This is a genomic window from Thermoplasma sp. (assembly GCF_008709555.1).
In the GTDB taxonomy this organism is placed as follows: Archaea; Thermoplasmatota; Thermoplasmata; order Thermoplasmatales; family Thermoplasmataceae; genus Thermoplasma.
The window spans coordinates 99,527-121,655 of sequence record NZ_VYIJ01000003.1 but is presented as its reverse complement, the minus strand read 5'-3'; the positions used below and the strand labels follow the sequence as shown (position 1 = coordinate 121,655).

Sequence of the window (22,129 nt, the reverse complement as noted above, 5' to 3'; positions counted from 1 at the left end):
GGCTTCAGCGGGCTCTCGATATCCCAACTTCCTTTATGCTTTCAACTATTGGATGAAGCGCCTCATAGACATTTGCAGATCTCTCGGCTATCGTTCCCGTGACGATCATGTCGGCACCAGCCTCGGCTAGCGCCTTTGCCGCCTCAGGGGTCCTTATTCCGCCACCGACTATAACCGGGATTTCCAGATTCTGCTTCACTTTCCTGACAACGTTCTCGCCCACATGGTAAGGCGAACCACTTCCAGCCTCAAAATATACGAGCCTGAATCCGAAATACTGAGCAGCAAGCGCATAGGAAAGGGCGGTTATTTCATCGTCCCTTGGGATGAGGTGAGCCTTGCCCACACGACCAACCGTCATGCCTGGATCAAAGACCAGATAGGCCATCGGTATCTTCTCTATTCGCATCGCTGACAATGGAATCGCGGCCTTAACCTGGTGTCCAACGACGTATTCCAGGCTCCCGGAATTCAAAAGGCTCATGAAGAATATTGCATCTGCCCTCGACGATATCATCAATGATGATCCTGGGAATATTATCACCTTTAGCCCTGTCCTCTCCTTTATGGCCGATATGGCCTCATCCATCGTTTTGCTGTCTATATCTGTTGAGCCGCCAACCATTATGAAGTCAGTGCCCGCCAATTCTGCTTCTTCAGCAATGCGAGCGCATTCCTGCGGTGATTTCGATCCAGGATCGATTAGCGTCATGTGGACCTTGCCACACCTGGCTTTACTGATCATCTCTTCAAACACAGTCATCAGAAAGCACCCGCCAGAAAAGATGCCATGCCAACTATCATGGCGTACTTTGAAACTTTCTGCCCGGATGAGGGGTTGCGTGATGATATTGCCCCAGATGCTATGAACAGTGCGTCAGCAACGATAACGACATACAGGTAAAACCTTGAAAGGATGTGCATTGCAAACGGTATGTATGATATTATGACAAGAAGGCCTATGATCGCATCTGATAGCACTATTGCGTTTCTGACCCCATGCTTCTTTGGGAACGTTATTCTGTCTGAATCTCCGTTCACATCCTCAACATCCTTTATGATCTCGCGTGACATGTTCGACGTGAATGCAAGAAGGAAGAGGAATATCATCTTCCCATAGGAGAATACAGATACGCCCCCGAATATGAATATGAGGCCGATGAGCAGGCTTATCACTGCATTGCCTGGAAGGCCTGTCTTCTTCAATGCATACTCATAGGATACGAGGAGGATCTCCGCCAGAATCACGATCAGCGTCGCAACGATGGAGATGAAAACGGAGATCACCACGGACACGGCGAAGAACGTGATGAAGAGAGCCTGAGCAGTTCTACTGGACATTTCGCCGGTCACAAGGGGACGCTTCGGATGGTTGATCCTGTCCACCTCAACATCGACCATATCATTTATTATGTTCCCCCCTGAAGTCACAAGAAAAACTGCTATTGCGGCGAGGGTCACAGGTACCAGATGGGCAGTTATCCTGCTTCCCACTGCTATGAATGCGGAGATGTAGGTTGATATGAAACCCATTATCCCATTTACCGGCCTTATAATGGAGAACTTGCTCATCTACGGGAACTGAACATTACGCAATATATTATTTTTGCCTATGCCGGTGATCTCCTGCGCAGTGCATCCATCATTATGCCTTCCAGTGTAGTGCAGCTTGCATCTGTCTTTATACCTGTGGGCGAGAACATGGTTCTGGATGCTGCATGGCCATAGGATACCAGACTCTGAAGTACCGTTTCAACTGGTGGCAGGCTCGTATGCCTGATTCTTGCGATATCGGTCATATCGCAAAACAGGAGCCTGTTCTCCTCGGAGTTGAAATTCATATGTCCGGCAGATCCGAGAACATCCTTGGCAACGGCATCATCCTGTATATTGCCCTTCCATACTGGGCCTTCATCCATATCTGGATACATATCCCATAGCAGCGTATGCTTGTTAACGTAGCCCATGTTCCGCATCATCCGGCCTGCACCCTCAAATCCCTTCATGACTCTGACAAAAACCCGGTAATAGTGCCCATGCCAGATCGACATCATTGGCTCTATCCAACGCCCCAGGGATGCGGCCCTCCTCGCCACATACCCTATTAGAAGACGAACTCCCATCTCGTGCCTGAAAGTATCGTTATTGATCACGGCCTCATACCTTACCCGTGTCTTATGCGGAACCGAACCTGTAAGGGCCGATTGATCCGTTGCTGTGATACCAAGATAACCATTTCGCTTTACACCCAGTAGGGCGGCATCAAGGTATGGTGCCGGGGAACCGTATGGATCAATATCAACGTACTCAAAAACACCGTGCTGGAGCACACATTCGAAGGAATCATTCACGACTGTGGCCTGAGATCCGTTTCTCTCCACATTCTGCATTATCAAGCGATAGGATTCCCGCGAGACCTCAGCTATGGTCACCGATGATCCTGTCTCTTTGGATATGCGTATGCCTCGGATACCGGTACCTCCAAATCCATCCAGGACTGTATGAACGCCCATCCTCTTTATGAATTCTATAGTTATATCCCTGTTTATCTTCTGATCCGCGTTGTAGAACCCTGTACCCCTTTTGCCCGGGCCATGATAAACCTCCGGCACTATGATCTCCGCGGACCCTTCATTCACTATCATTCCTCACCCTTGAGGACGTGCATGACCTTGAACGGTAGAATATTTTTGTTTATCGGGGTTATATCGAATACCCTGACCCCCTCGAGGCTCTTTATCTCCTGCAGGACTGGGTTCCTCGATCTCTTATGCAGAGTTACTATGAGCGGTTTACCGCATTTTAGTGTTTCCTCTATCTCAGCATGCACCTTCTTTGTGGTGTTCTCAAGCTTCCCTATTTCATCTATCACTATCACATCCGCCGTTTCTCTGGCCTTCTGCAGGCTCGGAATCAGTATCTCTTCCAGTATCTTTGTGTCCACGCCAAGTTTATCGATCTTGACCCTGGAAACAAAGTTATCGAAGCAGAACTGCGCCTTCCTCTTCGATTCTATATCCTCTATTGTATAGCCAGTAAGCTTTCCATTGTTTGTGACCTTGGAGACGAGTACACCCTGAACATTAAGATTGTCATTCCTGAGCATATCGATGATCTTCTGGAGGGCCTCTGATTTGATCGAACCAACCGGGCCAGTTATTCCTATTTTTATAGCCAAACCAATCACTCCTCTATATACATCAATGGGTAGTCCATCTCCGGGATATACTTCAAGCGGGCAATAACGGTGTTTCCATCGTAATTGACCTTTATCCTGACATCTAGCATTTCACCGCTCAGCGTCAGGTATTTGTAAACGCCGGGCTTCTTGTTGTTGACCGTTGGATCGATACGGACCTCGGCATCTTCAACGAACGGCTGCACCATGATGCTTTCCCTTATTGCTTTCTCTATGTAACCAATATTCCCCTGATTTATCGGTATGCCAACATACTGGTGATATACGGTACCAAGTTTTATTCCTGCCTCAAATACCGCCCTCTCCCTCGGTGTGCATTTAAAATAATGCGATGCTGGATCTTTCATCATGTGGTAATAACATAATTATAGATAAATAATAGGTATTATGCCATTGATCATGTTCAATGGCACGGCCAAGCCGTTTCATCATTTGTTTCTCATCACTTAAGGGTAGATCCCTGGCTGAGTATCGCCACGATTCTGTCATAAAGCGTGTCCTCTGTCTTCTCTGATCCGAAGCTTATCAGATCGTCTATAAACTTCTCTGGATCGTTGCAATACTGGATGTATCGTTGCATGAGATCCCTTATCTTGGAGTCGTTTTTATTCATGGAGTAAAGCTCGTAGCTTATCCCACCGGTATTCACCGCCGGTCGAAGACCAAGATACCCTATCGCTGTTGAAATCCTTGAAGGATCTATATGGTTGGATTTGGAATAAAGGATCCTGTAAAAGGCCAGCTGATCTCCATAATGATTGGATGAATTCCTTCTCTTGTCCGTCTTGTAGTCCACTATAAGATACTTTTCACCATCGCTGAATACAGCATCGATCCTGCCATACAGGATGAATGATTCCGCCTCCTTCATATAGAACGAACCGGGTATCTTGACCTCCACCTCGCTGCCGATCTGGTTCATTCCGTATTCTTCCTGTATCTTCTTCGTTATGTTCAGTATGTTTCTGTAATACGGCATCAGCTGCTCCGGTATTTTCTCCACCTGAACGGTACGCTCGAAGACCTCCTGAGCTAGGCCATGTATCGTCGTGCCGCGGCTCATGGCAGGACTTGTGTATTTTAGCCCCAGGATGTGATCCCTGAGAAATCTGAATGGGTCCTCCAATGATGAAAGCAGGGAAAAGGATATGACGTTGTTCTTTCTTATACCGGAGTAAATCAGCTTTCTTAGCCTCCCCTCCTCATGTATGATGTCGAAGGCGTGCTTGATGTCTCCCCTCACAAAGGCTAGATACGGCTCTCTTTTGACATCATAAATTTCCTTCCCAGTCATCACAGCAGGAGAAGCGATTGGACCGCCCTTTAATGAGAAACGGTTGAGATAGCGTGCATCGTCCGAGACTATTATGAGATTCTTCGCGGCCCGAGTGAGTGCCACAAAATCAACACGAGTATCCTCATCCTCAAGATCGCTCTCAACGTCTCTACCCGTCTTGATCTTTATCATCTGCTCGGCCACAAGGTCCACGGCACTCATCTTCTCATCCTTCTTCGGCTTGGGGAAGTATATGACATGATCGAATTCCAGCCCCTTTGCCTTGTGAACAGTCAATACGGAGATTCTCTCGTCTGTTTCGATCTCCTGGACCTCATCGTCGCATATCTCAAGGTAATTTATCAGATCCGATCTGTCTTCATTTCCATAGAAGCTCAGATATTCATTCAGATTTCTGTAGATCCTGTTCACCGTGAGAAAATACCGCTGATCAAACGCCAGCGCTATTGGTATTATGAGCCTATTGAACAGTTCTATGAGGCCCTTTATTCCAGGGGCTGAATAGGTCTTCTTCAGGCTGTTGAGCAGATCATAATTCTGGAGACTTGTGTTACCGCTCATCAGGCTCTCCTTTATGTCGTATGCTTCGCTGATCTGCAGCCCACTGAATGGCGTGAAAAGACCATCAATAACGCTCTGCATGTCCCCATAGATTATCATTTTGAGGAATGCGATCACATCCTTTTTTGCGCGATCGCTGGTTGCTGAAAGTGCACTGGAGGCATACTTTATTCCATTATTGTCAAGGATGCCAGATATCCTTATCACCTGATCATTTCGCCTGGCAAGTATTCCTATCCTGCCATCAGGGAACCTCCTGAGAAGATCGACTATGGCTTCTTCATCCCCGCTTATGACCTCCACGGAACCGCGCTTCCCACTGGAACTGGTGAGCTCTGTAAGCTCGCTCCTGTAAAGGTCAGGGTATCTTGTGTTTTGTAAAAAGAACTCGCGTGCATAGTTCAGAATGGCCTCCGAGTTCCTGTGATCCGTAAGAAGATACTTGGTCTCAGCGTCAGGGAAATGATTGGTGAAGTTTCCGAAGCCTCCTCCTTGAAACCCGAATATTGATTGCTTCCTATCCCCAACGGCGTATATATGATCCGCAACGGACTTGATCAACCTTGCCTGCAGATCGCTCGCATCCTGTAGCTCGTCTACCAGAACATACTCGAATCTGGGTTTTTCCTGAAGTTCCAGGAATTTCAATATCATATCGTTGTAATCTATCAACCCCCTTTCTTCCTTGGATCTCCTGTATTCATCCATGATCCTGCTTATATGTACGAAGAGCGTGGCTATCTCTTCGGCCGTCTCCTTTATTTTTTTCTCCGACCTGCGCTTTTCAAACTCATCTTTCAGAGATTGGGCTGTTTCCTCTGGGTTTTCAATGCGGTCTATACCGAAGCTTCCAAGATACCTTATTATGTTTTCGAGCTGCGGAACAACTCTCGATATTAGATATTCCCTTTCATAATTGAACACGCTGTTCTTTATCAGGTAGTCAAATATGATCTTCCTAAGGAAATTCTGGTTGACCACTCCACGATAGCCATATCTTCTTATCGCCGAATATGCGAAGGAATGAAATGTGTAAACGTTTATTGCACTGAGATCGACTTCCATATTGGCATTCTGGAGTGCCTTCAATATCCTGCTCCTCATGTTCTCTGCGGCCTTATTGGTGAAGGTTATGCACAGTATATTCCTCGGATCTACACCGCTCTCAACCAGATGTATATATTCCTTTGATATGCTTGTCGTTTTTCCGGTTCCAGGTCCGGCTATCACCACATTCGCATTCACCATTGATCAAGCCATTTCAAAAAATAAACCTATTGGTACTGCACGGAATTTGCCTATGCTCTGTTCCAGGTCATTGATGCATACCATATGATGGAAGATCAACAGGTTTCTCAAAAACAATGGTTGATCTATCATACAAGCCAGTCCGCAGTCTTTGATCTATAAGCATTTCATATCTAAGAAAAAATCCACAATTATGATTTTCAACTTTCAATGTACGTATAGCATCTTTATTTGCATCAAGTGATAATGATACAGACGGTTTTCATCGTCGTATGTGTATGGAGAGGCAAAAAAATATATTTGTTTCAGGTATAATACTCTGGTGTATTTACTTGGAAAAGATTAAGGAGGATGTGATCATCCTTGGTGGCGGTATGGCTGGCCTGAGGGCAGCCGTTGCAGCCGCGGAGTACAACAAAAAAATCTCGGTCGGGGTGGTCTCCAAACTGTATCCCCTGCGTTCTCATTCTGTTTCCGCAGAGGGTGGAACCAGCGCAGTCCTGAACCCAAAGGATAGCTTTGACCTGCATGCCTATGATACCATCAAGGGATCGGATTACTTGGCAGATCAGGATGGCGTTGAGGAGTTCGTCAGGCTGGTTCCAGAGCAGATATACACGACGGATCACTGGGGATGCCCATGGAGCAGGAATCCTGACGGTACCATATCCCAGAGAGATTTCGGAGCGCTGAGCTTTCCAAGGGCCACATTCGCAGCCGACAAGACCGGCTTTCATGTGATGCAGACCCTTTTCAGCAGGGCTTTAAAATACGACAATATCCACTTCTACAATGAGTATTTTGCAACATCCATGTTTCTGGATGGCGGAAGGTTCAACTCACTTACAACGATAAACCTGAGAACGGGCGATTATACTATATTTCAGGGAAAATCCATAGTCTTCGCTGCTGGTGGGGCGGGAAGGCTCTATCAGTTCAGCACATACGCGCATTCTGTTTCAGGCGATGGGGATGCGATAGCCTACAGAGCCGGTATTCCGCTGAAGGACATGGAATTCATCCAGTTCCATCCGACAGGTCTCGTTCCATCGGGTATACTTATAACAGAGGGTGCGAGAGCGGATGGAGGATACCTCCTCAACGGCGAGAAGAAGAGGTTCATGCAGGCATATGCACCAAACAAGCTCGAAAAGGCTTCAAGAGACGTTGTTTCGAGAGCCATAATGTGGGAGATAGAGGCCGGTAGGGGAGCAAAAGGCGAATACGGCGACATGGAATATGTGTACCTTGATCTGAGGCACATGGCCGATATCCTTGACGAAAGGCTCCCGATGATAACGGAGATAGCGAAAAAGTTCAATGGTATAGATGCTCACACAGAGCTAATACCGGTGCACCCGGCAACCCACTACACGATGGGGGGTATAGATTCCAACGTAAAGACAACAACAGACTTTTCAGGCATATACGCTGCAGGTGAGAACGCATGCGTAAGCATACATGGCGCTAACAGACTCGGATCGAACTCCACCAACGAGTGCCTGGCTCTGGGAAACGTTGCAGGCGTATCTGCGGCCAAATACGCCATGGAGCACGATATACCAGACCTCGTGGTTGAGAATGTCAACAACGAGGAGAAGAGGATATGGGACGATCTACTGAAGAGGGATGGCGGAGAAAACGTGGCAAAGATAAGGGAGGACCTCAGGAACAACATGGATAAGAATGTTGGTATATTCAGGGATGCAGATGGCCTCAACAGATCCCTCAAGAACATAAAGGAGTACAAGGAGAGGTATCAGAAGATCTCCATACAGGACAAGTCAAGCACATTCAATATGGAGCTTGAGTGGGCCCTTGAGGTTGGTTTCATGCTCGATCTGGCCGAGATAATAACCATTGGTGCAATAATGAGGACCGAAAGCAGAGGCGCCCATTACAGGAAGGATTATCCAAACAGAGACGACGAAAACTTTTTGAAGCATACAATAGCTACATACACGAAGGACGGCCCAAAGATAACATACAAGCCAGTAGTGATCACGAAGTGGCAGCCAACGGTCAGGACATATTGAGGTGATACCATGACCGATGAATATGAGTTTGAAATAAAGAGGAAGGATGAGAGCGGAAAGGTCTACTACAGCACATACAAGGTACCTAAGGATAAGATATCCACTGTACTGGAGGGCCTTCTATACATAAAGGAGAACATTGATCAGTCGCTTTCGTTCAGGTATTCCTGCAGGATGGAGATATGTGGAAGCTGTGGTATGGAAATCGACGGAAAGCCAAGGATGGCATGCTCAACCATAGTCGAGGATCTCAAGAAGGATCGCATAAGGATTGAACCCCTGAAGCACTATAAGGTGATAAGGGATCTGGTCGTGGATATCGATCCCTTCTTTGAAAAATACAGGGAGGTCAAACCGTACATAATAAGGGATGACGACGGCAAGTATGATAAGGAGCTTCCGCAGACACCAGAACAGTTCCATGAATACGCGAATTTCGCGATGTGCATAAAATGTGGGCTGTGCATGGCAGCATGCCCGATAGAAGGCTCTGATCCACAGTACCTTGGTCCTGCTCCTCTGGCTGCAGCATGGAGATACATAGCCGATAACCGTGATAAGGGGGCGAAATACAGGGTTGAGGTTGTGGACGGCGAAGAGGGTACCTCAAGATGCCACTTTGCTGGTGAATGCACTGAGGTTTGCCCGAAGGGGGTTGATCCGTCCTTCGCAATACAGAAACTCAGGAGGACCGCTCTGAAGATAGAGCTTGCAAGCATATTTGGAGGTAGATGATCGATGGTTGAGGCAAATAAGGAGATGAAGGAGGGTATAAGCGCATGGGCAAAGTTCTACAGGAAAGGTACCGGTTATCTCGCATTTGCTTTCCACAGGCTGTCCGGTCTTGTGATTCTGTTCTATCTGTACCTGCACTACACGGTTCTATCCAATCTTCTCAGGGGCCAGGCGACCTACAACGCCATTGTGAAATCGATAACTTATGGGCCATATGACAGTTTTCTCGCACTGGATTTCCTGCTTGCTCTTGTGATATTCTATCATGGAGCAAATGGTGTGCGTCTCGCGCTGAACGAGTTCGGTATAGGCATGTATCATCACAAAGCTCTATTCTTCACCTTTGAGATAATCGCAATGATACTGCTTGGTCTCTTCGATTACTACGCGCTTCAGTTTGTGGGGGTTGGTTTCTGATGGTTGAGAATGAAAAGATGAAATATGGATCTCTTAACAGATTTGTTCAGGCGGTGACTGGTCTCTTCCTGATATTCTTCCTCGGAGTGCATCTGTACGTTGCCCACATAGACTTTAGGCATCCTGTGGCATTCTTCAGCTCGGTCATAAATCAGCTCCATAATCCATGGTGGTTGGCATTCTTCCTGATCTTCGTTTACATAATAACATACCATGGGATAAACGGATTGAACCACATAGTGGCAGATACGAGCATCAGCGAGAGAGCGAAGAGAGATATAGGCATAGCTCTGATGGTGATATACGTCATAACCATAATATACGGAACGATCCTAGCCTTGCTTGTTGCAAGGATGACCGTTCCTGCTTAAATTTTATTGAAACTTTAAATTTTATCCGAATACAAAGCCCATTCCCTGCTCTGCGTTGTCATTTTCTTCTTTTATCTTCGTGTATATTTTTTCAGCCTTCTCAGGATCAAGCTCGATCATGCTGGCAGGCCTTTTTGCCCTCACGTAGCTGACGGCCTCATCGTTACCCTCGAAAAGGTAAATGGTTCCATCCTCACCATATATCGAACCTTCTCTTTTGAGGACGGTCATTCTTGACACCTTATCATCCTGAAGGAAGATGTTCACGACATCTTCATCGTTACCTTTGCTCTTCAATATGACGAATGCCATCTTTCACCGGCTCGTCATGACTGCATCAGATATAAACCCATTCAAAAAATTATACGCCCATGTAAGGATCATTTATTATTCAGTCTCATGTGTTCCTTCATCATGCAGCGGTCTGATACCACTCTCAGGCCATTCCGCCTTGCTTTGTTTTCAGATTCCTCGTGTCTTATACCCTCCTGGAGCCAGACCGCCTTTGCCCCCTTCTCTATTGCCTGATCAACGATCTCAGGCACTGCATCTGGTCTCCGAAATACGTCCACAACGTCCACAGGATCAGGTATAGAGGATATATCCGGATAGACCTTCTTTCCATTCCACGTGGTTATAGTTGGGTTGACAGGAATTATTTCGTATCCTTTATCAGAGAGATACTTTGCAACCCTGTAGCTGTCCCTTTCTGGCTTGTCCGATATCCCAACAACAGCTACCTTTTTGCTGTTCCTTAGTATCCATTCAACATCGTCGGCCATGAAAAAATAATGAAGGTCTGGTTATTTAAGATATTGTGGAATAGAATGGCTACATGATAGACAATGCTGAAGAATTAACATTCTGTTTAATAATTAAGTATATATTTAAATTATACCATATTAAAGTATACTTTAAATATCAATTAGTAATTCTTTAAATCTATGTTCTGTCCGAAGTGTGGTTCACTCATGACACCACTGAATGGGAAATACGTATGCCCGTCATGTGGGTATGAGATCTCAAAGAACAAGGAGACCATCAAAATAGTTTCAAAAAGCGCCGATAAGGAAACGATAATGATAAAAGAAGAGGTTTCTGTTGAGCCTCTGGATTCAGATGCTGTCTGTCCTCGGTGCCATCACAAGGGTGCAAGGTATGTGCTGAAGCAGACGAGATCCGCAGATGAGCCGGAGACGAAATTTTACACATGCGAGGAATGCGGATACAGGTGGAGAGAATACTGAACCCGCATTCAGCATAAGAAACTTTTATATCTAATCTTTACTAACTTAAACGATGCCTGTTTATGAACCTGATGAGCACGAGATCCTCCAGGAGAAATCCAGTATGACGCGTGGAGGAGAACAGTATTTCAAGGGTACGCTGTATCTCACAGACAAGAGACTGATATATGAAGAGAAGGGACATAGAGGATTCATCCACGCTCATCCAGCTAAAATACTCCTGGATTTACCGCTGTATCTCATCCTGAACATATCAACCGCAGTTCCGAGGATAAAGCTCGGAACAAAGAAGACTCTTTCTGTGGAATTCACCACCGAAAAGGGGGATGATAGAGCAACTTTCGTTCTAAAGGATCCAGAGAAGTGGAAAAAGGAGATGGAGAGGTGGACAACCGATGCCAAGCGCAGGCACGAACAGGAGGAAAAGCTGAGGATAGAGGAGGAGAGAAGACGAGAGATAGAACTAGCAAGGGCGAAGGCTCCAACGGCTAATATAGGCATGTACATAAACGCCGGTAAGAAGGAAGAGAACAAAACCATACCAAGATTCGTTGAATCCGCCGTTTCTGAGGAAAAGGAGAATGTCTTTGAGGCGCATGAACCCCCATCCTTACCAAAAACGAAGAAATGTCCTAACTGCGGAAAGGATATACCTGCTGATTCTGTTTACTGCCCCTATTGCGGTTTCAAGCAGCCATAGATTTTTTGATTTCTGTTGAATTATTTTTATCTAAGACCGAACGTTATCTTAGGGCTATTTTATTCGCATCATAATAATATCAAAGACCTGATTAATTCATTCTGCGTTATTTTATAATCTGCTCTGGCATCTCCCATTTCGATGAAGGAGATAAAGTACCTCATTCCCTACGTGATCATAAGTTCATTCTCCTACTACTTCGCCAAGAACGGAGTCGAGCAGGTTTCTCCAGCTATATTCATGTCCATGAGGTACTTTATCGCAGGGTTAACGCTCCTTCCTTTTGCCAGGCATATGAAGCTCTCATGGAACGTTGTAATTCTTTCAATAATGACATCCACGAGCACGGCCCTCTGGGCCTATGGCCTCGTCTACGTCTCCCCGGCGGAGTCGGCCATCCTCAGTTATTCAATGCCTGTGTTCTCCCTGCCGATCGCATTCCTCATGATAAAGGAGAAGTCATCTGCAATAGAGACAGCTGGCATTGCAATAGGCTTCGCAGGTATCATTATCTACGGACTTCCCCTGATGCATGGATTCACACTATTCGGTGCGGTGCTCACCATAGCCAATGCTGTCTTCTGGGCGCTATTCACTGTATTCTACAGAAAACTGAAGGAAGAAGACCCTGTTTCCATCAACACCATGCAGTTCTTCATTGGCGGTGTCATACTCCTTGCATATATACCCCTTGATACTAAGTTCGATCCAGGTGTATCATTCATTGCTGATGTCCTGTGGATGGCTATCCTTGGTGGATCGATTCAGTTCATCCTCTGGAACATGATGATAAAGATGAGCTCTGTTAACAAGATAACAGTTCTGGCCTTCTCTGTGCCTATCTTCACCATGATACTTTCCATATTCATAGATCACGAAGTACCTGACATAATGGAGATAGTCGGCGTCATCACCATGTTCACTGGCATATTCATATCGAGATTGAAAAGAGGCATATCGATAGTCAGAGAAACAAGCTCCTGATCCTCCTCTGAAGAACTGCCATCTATGGAGATGAAATTAAAGTTATTACGAAGGGGTGAGAGCCGCCGACGGGGTTTGGACCCGCGACCTCGTGCTTACCAAGCACGCGCTCTACCAGGCTGAGCTACGACGGCAGGGATAGGATGAGATGCAACAGATATACATGAATTTTTCAATCCCCATCGATCCTGGAAATCAAAGCTTTATGTAAAGCCAACCTTCAGACTCCCTCTTCAGTACCTCATATATGCCAGCATTCACGATGCGTACACCTTCGAGGATCGATGCCTCGCTTATATTCTTCGATATGAGAGAGTTCCTGCATGCAACAACGCTCATGCCGGCTTTGACCATACCTTTGACTCTTTCGCTGTTATTTGCATCGGCCAGAAAAGTTACGGCGTTTGAATGAAAGACGATCTCCACGATTGCAGATGGATCCTCGCGCAGCAGGTTGAATGCACTGGTTATGGTGATACCGACCTTTTCCATTTCAGTTACGTTGATTATCACTTTCATTTTCCAAAGACCCCTGCAGGTTCTCCTTTACCCTTCTTATGACCCCCATTATCCTGAAATACTCGCGATCACTCATCCGCGATCTCGCTATCAATCTACGGAGGAGAAGCTCAGTGTTTCTCATCTTGTGATCTGGATATGACGTAAGCCTCAGGATCTCCATAACGTTCTTCAGCATAAGATCCTCATGATCTGGTGCTATTGCCGCTATCTCTATATCCTCTGGCGGATTGAATCTCGTGAACATCACGTAGAGTATTATCGCGACGGCATGCGAGAGGTTGTAAACAGGATACTCAGGATTTCCAGGTATGCTTATGAAATAGTTGCATTTCTCTATTTCTTCATTACGAAGACCATCATCCTCCCTGCCGAACACTAGCGCTATCTTACCGGTCTGATGCGACATCTCCTCCCAGAATTTTTCTGGAGTCATCGGAAGCCTTCTGAAATGCTTTTCGTTGCTTGAAGCAGTGCTGGATGTGGCGGCTATAACATTAAACTTCGGGATAATGGAATGAAAATTGTCGTATATTTCGGCGTTCTCAAGGATGAATCTTCCACCCATCGATCTGGCAAAGGCCTCGTCATCTGGCCTGTTGCCGATTATTATTAAATGCCGCAGACCAGAGTTCCACATCGATCTGGCCACGGCACCTATATTTCCCTGATACTTTGGGTATACGAGAACAACGTAAACGTTCTCGGATAGGTATTCAGTTCTGGACATTCTCCTGCTTCTGGTCCTGCTTGATCTCGGTGGCCTCTGGCTTTGCTTCGTTTGATGCGGTTTCTTCCTTCTTCTGCTCTGCCTCAGCCTTCTGCTCTTCCTGCTTCTTGTACACCTCAAGCATCACTATATCATAGCCAGGAACGTATTTCCTCACTGTATTAACAATGTTGTATTTTGCATCAAGCCATGGAAGGCTGAATTTTGCTCCCTCAGGTATCTCTATCCTTATATCGCTGTCCAGCGAGACGTTGAAGCCTTCTGGATCGTAATTGTTTGCTATTATTGCCTTCACCTTTTCAACAGGATCTGTTATAACGCCATTTATCTTGAACTTGTAGTATACCGTTTTACCGGCCCATCTGTGGTTGTAGTCCACGAGGACTCTTCCCGGAGTGACCGATATTATTCTTCCAACTCTCCTGTTGATCTCCACCTCTTTTCCGACCTGAGGATCTATGTTCAGGCGCTGGAACTCCCTCATCGTGTGTATCTTTATGTTTGATGGCAGGCGCTGACCGAAGGCATCCTCGGGCGGCACCTCAACCTCGATCTCCTGCCCGGGTTCTGCCTTCTTGAAGGCTTCGTTTACCTCCTTGAATATACCCTCCTGACCAACGATCACGACTATATCGCCATATCTTGCGTTCTCATCAAATATATCATTCTGCTTTGCCAGATCGGCCTTGCTTGTTGAAACAAGTTTCTTATCCTCACCAACGCGCATCTCAAACTCGATCTTTATGAAATCTCCATCGTTCAACGGTTTCACCTTTAAACTGCAAGGTTATAAATAATCACTATTTTAGGTTTGTCATTCTTTTTTATATATAAAATATAGATAATAATCGTATCATATGTTCGATATATAAACTTTTCTCTGGTTTATGGTAATCACAAAGCAAGCGACATACACATGAAATGGTCTATGGTCATATTGGCAAATTATTTCGATCAGATACGTCATATTTACATACCACGTGTGCGATACTATGAATGATGCCGAAAGCAAAGTTCATGATCGGCAATGAAGCGATAGCGGCGGCTGCAATTCATGCTGGCGTAAGCGTTGCAGCTGGATATCCAGGCACACCATCCACGGAGATAATAGAAAATATAAAGAGACTGGGACAAGACGTGTACGTGGAATGGAGCATCAATGAAAAGATCGCCTTTGAAACGGCCTATGGTGCTGCTATAAGCGGTGGATCAGGGCTTGTAGCTGTGAAGCATGTTGGACTCAACGTCGCCTCTGATCCTCTGTTCAGCTCCTCGTACACGGGGATCAATGGATCGCTTGTCATAGTTTCCGCTGATGACTCTTCCATGTGGTCCTCGCAAAATGAACAGGACAACAGGTTCTATGGACTGCATGCGCTGATCCCAGTGCTTGAACCATATGATGTGCAGAGTGCATACGACCTGACCATGAAGGCGTTTGAGATAAGCAGAAGATTTCATCATCCAGTGATCGTGCGGACAACCACAAGAATAGGTCATGTAAGATCCAGAGTGGTATACTCAGATGATCACGAACCTCAGAGGGGCAGGGTGGTTAAGGATCCAAGTACCTATGTTCTTGCCCCTGAGAATGCCAGAAATGACAGAAAGAAACAGCTTGAGAGGTGGCACAGCATATCTGATTATCTGGCTTCTCTCTGCTCCTACGATCCTGGCGAGGGAGACGCCATCATAATCACTGGAGGCATATCCTATTCATATGTCAGGGAAACGCTGGACGAAACAGGCATACATGCAAATGTCCTCCGTCTTGACGCGACCGTCCCCGTTCCTGAGAAGACCATTCTGAAATACGTTAACGGGATGAAGAGGGTGCTTGTGGTTGAGGAAAATGATCCTGTGATAGAGATGCAGGTGGCGGACATACTCCTTAAGAATGGCATCATGGTGGAGTTTCATGGCAAAGATCTGATACCGATGGAAGGCGAGATGACCTTTGAGAAACTTAAAGGCGGTCTCTACACATTCTATGGGATGAAGTATGAGGGTTCAATTTTACAGGATGAACCGCTGACTCCCAGGCCTCCAGCCCTGTGCCCTGGATGCCCGCACAGGTCCTCGTTCTATGACATAAAGAAGGGCCTTAGCAGAGTATCAATGCAGAATTCCTTCTTCTCTGGGGACATAGGCTGTTATACGCTCGGTGCATTGCCACCGTTCAGGGAACAGGATGCAGCCACGAACATGGGATCCAGCCTTGGGATAAGCAACGGTGTGTTCAGATCTACAGACGCCGTTCCAGTGGCTGTTATAGGTGATTCCACGTTCTTCCACAGCGGCATGGAGGGTGTGGCAAATGCCGTCTACAACAGAACCGCTGAGCTAATAGTGGTTCTGGACAACAGATCAACCGCCATGACAGGCCAGCAGCCCAGTCCATCAACGGCCATAGATATAGGAAATGTCTGCAGGGCCATGGGTGTTGAATACGTGGAGACGTTCGATCCCTTCGATGCTGAATCAGGCGAGAAATCCATTCAGAATGCTGCAGAGTACGTAAAAAATACGGGAAAACCAGCCGTCGTCATAGCCAAGAGAGCATGCGCTCTGGAGGTGCTTGATAAGATAGATTCAGAAACGCCGAAGGCATATGTGGATCAGGACAAGTGTACTGGGTGTACCATATGCTATAATTTCTTTACCTGCCCATCTATACTTCCGCTCTCAAACAAGAAGGCTACCATTGATGATAGCTGCATAGGCTGCGGTGCATGCGTGGAGGTATGCCCTTTCAACGCCATATCCGTAAAGGGAGAGAAACCTGTCGGATGGGATGAAGCATGGAACGCATAAACATACTGCTCACAGGTGTAGGAGGCCAGGGAATAATAACGATGGGGAAGATGATCGGCAATGCCGCGGTGAATGCAGGCGTGAAGGTTCTCGTTGCAGAGACCCATGGTCTATCACAGAGAGGGGGATCAGTGCAGGTACACATAAGGATCGGAGATGTTATAGCGCCTCTCATAGAGAAGGGGCGCGCAGATTTTATTGTCGGTCTTGAGGCAAGCGAGGTTCTCAGGAACCTGTCCTACGCCAATAAGAGCACGGTATTCATTTTGAACAGGCAGACCATAAAACCAGTGGTACCCAGTGTAAATGCACCAGATATTGATGCAGTCGTGGAGAAGCTGCAGGCATTTTCATATTACATCGTTGATGGCGAAGAGATGGCGAAGGATGCGGGCAATCCAAAGGGATCGAATGCTGTTATCATAGGGTTCATGCTGGGTATGGGCTTCTTTGGGAAAATACCGAGGGAGGCATTTGAAAAGGCCATGATCACTGATCTGAACAGGAAATGCCTGAACGCCGGATACAGCCAGGCTTTGACCGCCAAGAATAATGGGGGATCCAGGCCAGCGATAACTCGCTGAGGTTGTTTGGAGATTCCCGCTCCTCAAAATTTTGATCCGGCATTGGGGTATAAAAATAAATGAAACCCTTCCTATGTAGCCATCTTATTTTTATATGTTTTCTATCTCATGGCCAAGTTTTATCTTCTTTGTCTCAAGATAGAACTTATCGTATGGCGTTGGATCACTGAATATCGGTATCCGACCCTTCACGTTTATACCGCTCTCTATGAGCGCCTTCATCTTCTCTGGATTGTTCGTCATTATGTATATTGACTTTATCTCGAAGAATTTTATGACCTCAGAGGCGAATGAGTAATCCCTGCTGTCCACCGGAAGGCCAAGTTTCAGATTTGCCTCAACGGTATCGGCGCCGCTGTCCTGAAGGCTGTAGGCCTTTATCTTGTTGAGGAGGCCGATGCCCCTGCCCTCCTGTCTTAGGTATATCAGCATACCGTAGTCCTGCCTTCCGAGATATCTCAAGGACTGTATAAGCTGATCCCTGCAATCGCACCTCAGGGAACCCAGAACATCGCCGGTCAGGCACTCGGAATGTATCCTAACCGGAACATCCTCCTTTCCCCTAGGATCGCCCCTCACGATGACCGCATGATCCTTGTTCTCATCATTTACAAATGTATATATCCTGAAAAGACCAAATTCTGTTGGTAGTCTTGCGTCTGAATAAAGATCTATCATCTTTGCGTCGAAAGTAATTCCTTGCCTTTATAAAAACATTGTTTTTTATGATTATAAATTGGATATATTATTATAATTCACATCATAAATTTTATTTGCCAGAACATATCTATCAGAAAACCTGAACACGTAAACATCGCCCGATCCATTCCTCTGTTCAAGCCTCCTCGTCACCTCATAGTATTGATCACTCGGAATACTGTACCTGAGATACACCTTGTTCGGCCTGACCGATGCAATCTCTGCCTCCAGGCCTGGCCAGTCGTATATACCGTAAACGGAGAAAACCGATCCTGGAAAATTTCTCCTGAACGAGGCATGCGATAGCACTGTGCGCCTTTCATCCTTTGAGATCAGCGCCATATCGGAGAAATCCTCGAATAGCCCAGCTTCTGAAACAGCAGGATCCAGAACATATATGTAGTCGTAGATGCGTGGTTCAGCAAAACCACCTGTGTAGCGAGATCCTGTCAGATGGATTCCAGCGGGAAGTATGTGCGCAGAGAAATCGGATTCCGCATGCCTCCCGATATAGACTGTGAACCTTGATAGAACTCCACCAACGGATATGTACTCCTTTTCGCCGCTGAACTCGATGGTCCTGAGATCGGCATGTGGTGGAAGATCAAATACGTATGCATCAGCCTTTATTTTCTCCATTATGTCGTATGGCGATGGAATCAGATCTCTGACGTTACGCGTATTCATACGCAGCGGGTCAGAGAATACCAAATCAGCAGATCCAAATGTTGCTTCGTAGAAATCTTCGTTTCTGAATCTGCTCTTTGATCCATAGACCTCTGCATTGATCATGGCTGAAATATAACGGATCTTCTCTCGCTCTATACCGGTGCAACCGGATCTCAGCCCGAACATGATGCACTGCATCCCGGATCCTGAACCTATGTCAAGGACATCTTCATCTATTCTCCCTGCACGGTATCTGGCTATGATCTCCGGCGTGGAATACTGAGCCGAGTAACTGTCCATAAAGATTCTATCCCAGAGGTCGTACTTTTTCCTCACTCTAATCCTTGACCTGGCCAGATCTGCCAGTGGAGAGTCCTCAAGCGCATGCCCAGCATCTATCAATTTAACCATCTCATTTATCTTCTCATTGACCTTTCTTCTGTATTGCCGGTCTCTGAGGCATCTGCTGAGTATATCCTCCATATTCTGCCCGGGCATGTTTTTCATTCTCTGTGGACACCACCAGGACGCTACCGCATCCTTCCATCCCTATGCCATGGCGATTGAAAATCGTTGTGTTTCTATCGTAAACTCTCAGTAAGCGATAGGTATCGCAGGATCTATTCCGTGCGTTCTGGGATAATGGAAATTACCAGAAATATTTATTATAGGCATGGGAATGGTCTTTTTGTGCCTGAGATCATATATTCCGGAGGGTCCATAGTTGTCAGGGGATACGACGGCAGCATTCCCGAGGATCTCGCCGTCTTCGATCAGAGGGTCTCCTGCTACAGATCCCTTGGCGTTAACTATCCCAGGATACTTTCATTCTTCAGGGATTCAGGTATAGATATTGTCGACAGGGTCATGGATCGCAAAAAGCTGGTTCTCAACGGCAACATATCGCTCAGGCCATACCAGTCACAGGCACTTGAGGAATGGAAGAAGAACGGAATGAGAGGGACCGTGGTCCTCCCGACAGCCGCAGGGAAAACGCATATAGGAATGGCGGCTATCCAGGCCGTATCTGAGAAGGCACTGATACTTGTACCAACCATAGACCTGCTCTCCCAATGGAAAAAGAGAATTAAGGAAACATTCGATGTGGATGCCGGGCAGATAGGCGGTGGAGAGCATGATGAGAGAGATATCACGGTATCAACATATGACTCAGCCTATCTCATGGCGGAGAAGTACGGAAACAGGTTCTCGTTGATAATAGCCGACGAAGTACACCACCTTGCTTCTGAGAAGCTGAGGATGATACCGCTTATGTATACGGCACCTTTCAGGATGGGTCTAACAGCAACATATGAGAGGACGGATGGACTTCAGAAGGTCCTCGAGCAGATAATGGGAGGCAAGATCTTTGAACTCGGTTACGAGGAGATCGATGAGTATCTTGCTGACTACACCATCGCTAGGATCCCGATAGAGCTAACAGATGAGGAATATTCTGAATACCAGCGGTATCACGAGACGTTTGTTTCCTATCTCAGGAGGCACAGGATGACCATGCGGGGGCCATGGGATTTCGAAAAATTCATAAGGAGCTCCTGGACGCCAGAGGGCAGGGAGGCTCTGATAGCATGGAGAAAGTCTAGGGAGATCGCCTTCAACTCGCGTGGTAAAATGGAGATGCTACGTACACTGATTTCAAAGCACCGTGGAGAGAAGATACTGGTATTCGCAGAGGATACGGAGACGGCGTATGCAATCTCCAGGGAATTCCTGATCCCTGCAATAACCTACCTGACCGATAAGGATGAACGCGAGCAGATACCTGCAATGTTCAGGGAGGGGAAGATAAACGCCATAGCGACATCCAGGGTCCTAGATGAGGGTGTAGATTTTCCTGATGCATCCGTGGCCATAGTTGTGAGCGGATCAGGAAGCATGAGACAGTTCAGGCAGCGCCTGGGAAGGATATTAAGGCCATCCGCTGGGAAGAAGGCGATCCTGTACGAACTCGTCACGGCGGAAACCTCTGAATACGGAGTTTCAAGAAGGAGGCGAAAGGGTGTTCCCGGCAGAACTGATGGTGGTTCGTAAGGCACAGGACGGCACGCTGAGACCGCTCATGATTGCGCCAGACCGCACTGAGATAGCTGAGAGGATCATAGAGGTTTTCAGATCGTCAACGGGCAGGACGCGCAGGGAAATTGCAAAGGAGATAGTCAACATCGAGTATGGCATAAGAAATCCGAAGATCGTCAGGGGCCTTGCACTCATAATGGAGCGTTTATCTAAATTTAGAAACAGATCGAAGGTCAACAGCAGAGAGGTCAGGAATTTTCTCTTTCAGATGGGTCCTGCCGTATCACCTGAGGAGAGGCAGGAAAAGATCGCCAGGGCTGCTGAACATTTCTCCGTATCCTCCCAGGACATCGAGGAGGCCCTTTATGGAGATATGGACTCAGAGAATGTGCTAGAACAGTGCCCTGCAGTAAGCCCTGAGGATCTAAACAGGAGGTACAACCTTGAGGAACTGACTACGCTCATGTCCAGATCCAGATTCCTGGAGATTTCCGGTATCGGCAACTGGTACCGTTTCATCTCGTTGATCAAGCGTCAGGGTCTGATATTTGAGGCACAGGGCAATCCTCTCAGGAGCGTCCGCATAGACGGGCCAAATTCCGTATTCAACAACATGGAAAGGTATGGATCCGCGATCGCAAGATCCGTGGAAAAACTTGCCGCGTTCTCTGGGTGGACACTGCACGCAGAGGTAGATCTGAAGGGCAAACTGTACAGTGTGGATCTGGACAGCTCCATATCCTACTACCTTCCCACCACGGCCATCGATGATCAGGAAACGTTTCCCGATCCCGTAGTGATAGGAACAAGGGTGTTTTTCCCGACACGCGTGATCGAAATTAACGGACAGCAGGTATACGTTGACGTCGTATACCATATGAGTCCGGAGGCCATAAGAAAGCGTGACGAACTGATAAGATCTGCTGGGATAAGGTGGATAACGGTTGTCGTAGGCGAATGCAAAAAATTCCAGGGCATACTTTGCTTCAGGACCAGGGTTGACTGGGATGCCGTGATGGCCCGTGCCTCACAGGAGTATCCAGTAAGCGTGGATCCTCTGAAGGAGGAGATAGACAGTCTTTATCCAGATACGGAGGCCATTCTTGATCTGCTGGACAGACGCAGGATACCGCTATCCTACCTTGAAAGGATCGGATACAGAATAAGATGGAATGGTATACTTCCAGAGGTTATGAGATCTCAATGATCAGCGATCCAGAATCGATATTGCATATACACGATGGTGTCCACGAGTCAGCCTGATCTGATAAGCATTCTGTCC

Annotated in this window: 24 protein-coding genes and 1 tRNA gene; 11 read left to right on the top strand and 14 right to left on the bottom strand. The window is 46.7% G+C overall.

Annotated features, from left to right (window positions below):
• Positions 1–4: 4 nt before the first annotated feature.
• The 6 genes from F6Q11_RS02315 to F6Q11_RS02290 all read right to left on the bottom strand — a co-directional run bounded on the left by F6Q11_RS02315 (position 5) and on the right by F6Q11_RS02290 (position 6,305).
• Positions 5–763 carry a geranylgeranylglyceryl/heptaprenylglyceryl phosphate synthase gene (locus tag F6Q11_RS02315; protein ID WP_297026097.1) on the bottom strand — a complete coding sequence of 253 codons (759 nt, stop codon included), beginning with the start codon at positions 761–763 and terminating at the stop codon, positions 5–7.
• Positions 763–1,572, bottom strand: coding sequence for a UbiA family prenyltransferase (locus F6Q11_RS02310; RefSeq protein WP_297026096.1), 810 nt, complete (start codon positions 1,570–1,572; stop codon positions 763–765). The genes F6Q11_RS02315 and F6Q11_RS02310 overlap by 1 nt, the downstream gene beginning before the upstream one ends.
• 38 nt (positions 1,573–1,610) lie before the next feature.
• Positions 1,611–2,645 (bottom strand): tRNA (guanine(26)-N(2))-dimethyltransferase, encoded by a 1,035-nt coding sequence (locus F6Q11_RS02305; RefSeq protein ID WP_297026095.1) that lies wholly within the window; start codon positions 2,643–2,645, stop codon positions 1,611–1,613.
• The gene (locus tag F6Q11_RS02300) at positions 2,642–3,187 is read right to left on the bottom strand and encodes an NTPase (RefSeq protein ID WP_297026094.1); all 546 of its coding nucleotides are present in this window, start codon (positions 3,185–3,187) and stop codon (positions 2,642–2,644) included. Before F6Q11_RS02300 ends, F6Q11_RS02305 begins: the two co-directional genes overlap by 4 nt.
• Positions 3,184–3,549, bottom strand: a complete 366-nt coding sequence (locus tag F6Q11_RS02295) for a dihydroneopterin aldolase family protein (protein WP_297026093.1) — start codon at positions 3,547–3,549, stop codon at positions 3,184–3,186. The genes F6Q11_RS02300 and F6Q11_RS02295 overlap by 4 nt, the downstream gene beginning before the upstream one ends.
• 92 nt (positions 3,550–3,641) lie before the next feature.
• Positions 3,642–6,305 carry an exodeoxyribonuclease V subunit beta gene (locus tag F6Q11_RS02290; RefSeq protein ID WP_297026092.1) on the bottom strand — a complete coding sequence of 888 codons (2,664 nt, stop codon included), beginning with the start codon at positions 6,303–6,305 and terminating at the stop codon, positions 3,642–3,644.
• A 332-nt stretch (positions 6,306–6,637) separates the two neighbouring features.
• Between F6Q11_RS02290 and F6Q11_RS02285 the strand changes: the two genes are divergently transcribed.
• The 4 genes from F6Q11_RS02285 to F6Q11_RS02270 are packed head-to-tail and all read left to right on the top strand — an operon-like array spanning position 6,638 to position 9,864.
• Entirely contained in the window at positions 6,638–8,341 is a 1,704-nt protein-coding gene (locus F6Q11_RS02285) for a succinate dehydrogenase/fumarate reductase flavoprotein subunit (RefSeq protein WP_297026091.1), read from the top strand.
• Positions 8,342–8,350: 9 nt separating this feature from the next.
• On the top strand, positions 8,351–9,076 hold the full coding sequence (locus F6Q11_RS02280) for a succinate dehydrogenase iron-sulfur subunit (protein ID WP_297026090.1): 726 nt from the start codon (positions 8,351–8,353) through the stop codon (positions 9,074–9,076).
• A gap of 3 nt (positions 9,077–9,079) precedes the next feature.
• Complete coding sequence (locus F6Q11_RS02275) at positions 9,080–9,493, top strand: succinate dehydrogenase (RefSeq protein ID WP_297026089.1); 414 nt, start codon at positions 9,080–9,082, stop codon at positions 9,491–9,493.
• Entirely contained in the window at positions 9,493–9,864 is a 372-nt protein-coding gene (locus F6Q11_RS02270; protein ID WP_297026088.1) for a succinate dehydrogenase hydrophobic membrane anchor subunit, read from the top strand. Before F6Q11_RS02275 ends, F6Q11_RS02270 begins: the two co-directional genes overlap by 1 nt.
• A 21-nt stretch (positions 9,865–9,885) precedes the next feature.
• Here the strand turns inward: F6Q11_RS02270 and F6Q11_RS02265 are convergent, their stop codons facing one another.
• A complete protein-coding gene (locus F6Q11_RS02265) occupies positions 9,886–10,176 on the bottom strand; it encodes a hypothetical protein (RefSeq protein ID WP_297026087.1) in 291 nt (96 codons plus the stop codon).
• Positions 10,177–10,244: 68 nt separating this feature from the next.
• Entirely contained in the window at positions 10,245–10,646 is a 402-nt protein-coding gene (locus tag F6Q11_RS02260; RefSeq protein WP_297026086.1) for a CoA-binding protein, read from the bottom strand.
• 162 nt (positions 10,647–10,808) lie between these two features.
• On the opposite strand from F6Q11_RS02260, the gene F6Q11_RS02255 reads away from it, so the two are divergent.
• The 3 genes from F6Q11_RS02255 to F6Q11_RS02245 all read left to right on the top strand — a co-directional run bounded on the left by F6Q11_RS02255 (position 10,809) and on the right by F6Q11_RS02245 (position 12,795).
• Positions 10,809–11,111, top strand: coding sequence for a transcription factor S (locus F6Q11_RS02255; protein WP_297026085.1), 303 nt, complete (start codon positions 10,809–10,811; stop codon positions 11,109–11,111).
• Positions 11,112–11,163: 52 nt separating this feature from the next.
• The gene (locus tag F6Q11_RS02250) at positions 11,164–11,811 is read left to right on the top strand and encodes a zinc ribbon domain-containing protein (protein ID WP_297026084.1); all 648 of its coding nucleotides are present in this window, start codon (positions 11,164–11,166) and stop codon (positions 11,809–11,811) included.
• A 141-nt stretch (positions 11,812–11,952) separates the two neighbouring features.
• The gene (locus F6Q11_RS02245; protein WP_297026083.1) at positions 11,953–12,795 is read left to right on the top strand and encodes a DMT family transporter; all 843 of its coding nucleotides are present in this window, start codon (positions 11,953–11,955) and stop codon (positions 12,793–12,795) included.
• Between the two features lie 60 nt (positions 12,796–12,855).
• On the opposite strand, the gene F6Q11_RS02240 is transcribed toward F6Q11_RS02245, so the two are convergent.
• The 4 genes from F6Q11_RS02240 to F6Q11_RS02225 form a co-directional block, all read right to left on the bottom strand.
• Positions 12,856–12,929 (bottom strand) — tRNA-Thr (locus tag F6Q11_RS02240).
• A 61-nt stretch (positions 12,930–12,990) separates the two neighbouring features.
• Entirely contained in the window at positions 12,991–13,314 is a 324-nt protein-coding gene (locus F6Q11_RS02235) for a DsrE family protein (RefSeq protein WP_297026082.1), read from the bottom strand.
• Positions 13,289–14,044 carry an RNA methyltransferase gene (locus F6Q11_RS02230; protein WP_297026081.1) on the bottom strand — a complete coding sequence of 252 codons (756 nt, stop codon included), beginning with the start codon at positions 14,042–14,044 and terminating at the stop codon, positions 13,289–13,291. Before F6Q11_RS02230 ends, F6Q11_RS02235 begins: the two co-directional genes overlap by 26 nt.
• Positions 14,031–14,816 (bottom strand): peptidylprolyl isomerase, encoded by a 786-nt coding sequence (locus F6Q11_RS02225; RefSeq protein WP_297026080.1) that lies wholly within the window; start codon positions 14,814–14,816, stop codon positions 14,031–14,033. Before F6Q11_RS02225 ends, F6Q11_RS02230 begins: the two co-directional genes overlap by 14 nt.
• A gap of 224 nt (positions 14,817–15,040) precedes the next feature.
• Here F6Q11_RS02225 and F6Q11_RS02220 point away from each other — a divergent pair, with 224 nt between their 5' ends.
• Together F6Q11_RS02220 and F6Q11_RS02215 are read left to right on the top strand one after the other, a co-directional pair.
• A complete protein-coding gene (locus tag F6Q11_RS02220) occupies positions 15,041–16,858 on the top strand; it encodes an indolepyruvate ferredoxin oxidoreductase subunit alpha (protein ID WP_297026079.1) in 1,818 nt (605 codons plus the stop codon).
• Entirely contained in the window at positions 16,846–17,442 is a 597-nt protein-coding gene (locus F6Q11_RS02215) for an indolepyruvate oxidoreductase subunit beta (RefSeq protein ID WP_297026078.1), read from the top strand. The genes F6Q11_RS02220 and F6Q11_RS02215 overlap by 13 nt, the downstream gene beginning before the upstream one ends.
• A gap of 90 nt (positions 17,443–17,532) precedes the next feature.
• On the opposite strand, the gene ribA is transcribed toward F6Q11_RS02215, so the two are convergent.
• Complete coding sequence (gene ribA, locus F6Q11_RS02210; protein ID WP_297026077.1) at positions 17,533–18,120, bottom strand: GTP cyclohydrolase II; 588 nt, start codon at positions 18,118–18,120, stop codon at positions 17,533–17,535.
• Positions 18,121–18,171: 51 nt separating this feature from the next.
• A complete protein-coding gene (locus tag F6Q11_RS02205; RefSeq protein WP_297026076.1) occupies positions 18,172–19,317 on the bottom strand; it encodes a class I SAM-dependent methyltransferase in 1,146 nt (381 codons plus the stop codon).
• A 183-nt stretch (positions 19,318–19,500) separates the two neighbouring features.
• Between F6Q11_RS02205 and F6Q11_RS02200 the strand changes: the two genes are divergently transcribed.
• Both F6Q11_RS02200 and F6Q11_RS02195 read left to right on the top strand, forming a co-directional pair.
• A complete protein-coding gene (locus F6Q11_RS02200; protein ID WP_297026075.1) occupies positions 19,501–20,862 on the top strand; it encodes a DEAD/DEAH box helicase in 1,362 nt (453 codons plus the stop codon).
• Entirely contained in the window at positions 20,849–22,054 is a 1,206-nt protein-coding gene (locus F6Q11_RS02195; protein ID WP_297026074.1) for a DUF790 family protein, read from the top strand. The genes F6Q11_RS02200 and F6Q11_RS02195 overlap by 14 nt, the downstream gene beginning before the upstream one ends.
• The last annotated feature ends 75 nt before the right edge of the window (positions 22,055–22,129 follow it).

Excerpts from the sequence above, each read along its gene's own strand:
- F6Q11_RS02315 (WP_297026097.1), bottom strand. The coding sequence starts at position 763 with ATGACTGTGTTTGAAGAGATGATCAGTAAAGCCAGGTGTGGCAAGGTC.
- F6Q11_RS02310 (WP_297026096.1), bottom strand. The coding sequence starts at position 1,572 with ATGAGCAAGTTCTCCATTATAAGGCCGGTAAATGGGATAATGGGTTTC.
- F6Q11_RS02305 (WP_297026095.1), bottom strand. The coding sequence starts at position 2,645 with ATGATAGTGAATGAAGGGTCCGCGGAGATCATAGTGCCGGAGGTTTAT.
- F6Q11_RS02295 (WP_297026093.1), bottom strand. The coding sequence starts at position 3,549 with ATGATGAAAGATCCAGCATCGCATTATTTTAAATGCACACCGAGGGAG.
- F6Q11_RS02290 (WP_297026092.1), bottom strand. The coding sequence starts at position 6,305 with ATGGTGAATGCGAATGTGGTGATAGCCGGACCTGGAACCGGAAAAACG.
- F6Q11_RS02280 (WP_297026090.1), top strand. The coding sequence starts at position 8,351 with ATGACCGATGAATATGAGTTTGAAATAAAGAGGAAGGATGAGAGCGGA.
- F6Q11_RS02275 (WP_297026089.1), top strand. The coding sequence starts at position 9,080 with ATGGTTGAGGCAAATAAGGAGATGAAGGAGGGTATAAGCGCATGGGCA.
- F6Q11_RS02270 (WP_297026088.1), top strand. The coding sequence starts at position 9,493 with ATGGTTGAGAATGAAAAGATGAAATATGGATCTCTTAACAGATTTGTT.
- F6Q11_RS02265 (WP_297026087.1), bottom strand. The coding sequence starts at position 10,176 with ATGGCATTCGTCATATTGAAGAGCAAAGGTAACGATGAAGATGTCGTG.
- F6Q11_RS02260 (WP_297026086.1), bottom strand. The coding sequence starts at position 10,646 with ATGGCCGACGATGTTGAATGGATACTAAGGAACAGCAAAAAGGTAGCT.
- F6Q11_RS02255 (WP_297026085.1), top strand. The coding sequence starts at position 10,809 with ATGTTCTGTCCGAAGTGTGGTTCACTCATGACACCACTGAATGGGAAA.
- F6Q11_RS02250 (WP_297026084.1), top strand. The coding sequence starts at position 11,164 with ATGCCTGTTTATGAACCTGATGAGCACGAGATCCTCCAGGAGAAATCC.
- F6Q11_RS02245 (WP_297026083.1), top strand. The coding sequence starts at position 11,953 with ATGAAGGAGATAAAGTACCTCATTCCCTACGTGATCATAAGTTCATTC.
- F6Q11_RS02235 (WP_297026082.1), bottom strand. The coding sequence starts at position 13,314 with ATGAAAGTGATAATCAACGTAACTGAAATGGAAAAGGTCGGTATCACC.
- F6Q11_RS02230 (WP_297026081.1), bottom strand. The coding sequence starts at position 14,044 with ATGTCCAGAACTGAATACCTATCCGAGAACGTTTACGTTGTTCTCGTA.
- F6Q11_RS02220 (WP_297026079.1), top strand. The coding sequence starts at position 15,041 with ATGATGCCGAAAGCAAAGTTCATGATCGGCAATGAAGCGATAGCGGCG.
- F6Q11_RS02215 (WP_297026078.1), top strand. The coding sequence starts at position 16,846 with ATGGAACGCATAAACATACTGCTCACAGGTGTAGGAGGCCAGGGAATA.
- ribA (WP_297026077.1), bottom strand. The coding sequence starts at position 18,120 with ATGATAGATCTTTATTCAGACGCAAGACTACCAACAGAATTTGGTCTT.
- F6Q11_RS02205 (WP_297026076.1), bottom strand. The coding sequence starts at position 19,317 with ATGAAAAACATGCCCGGGCAGAATATGGAGGATATACTCAGCAGATGC.
- F6Q11_RS02195 (WP_297026074.1), top strand. The coding sequence starts at position 20,849 with ATGGTGGTTCGTAAGGCACAGGACGGCACGCTGAGACCGCTCATGATT.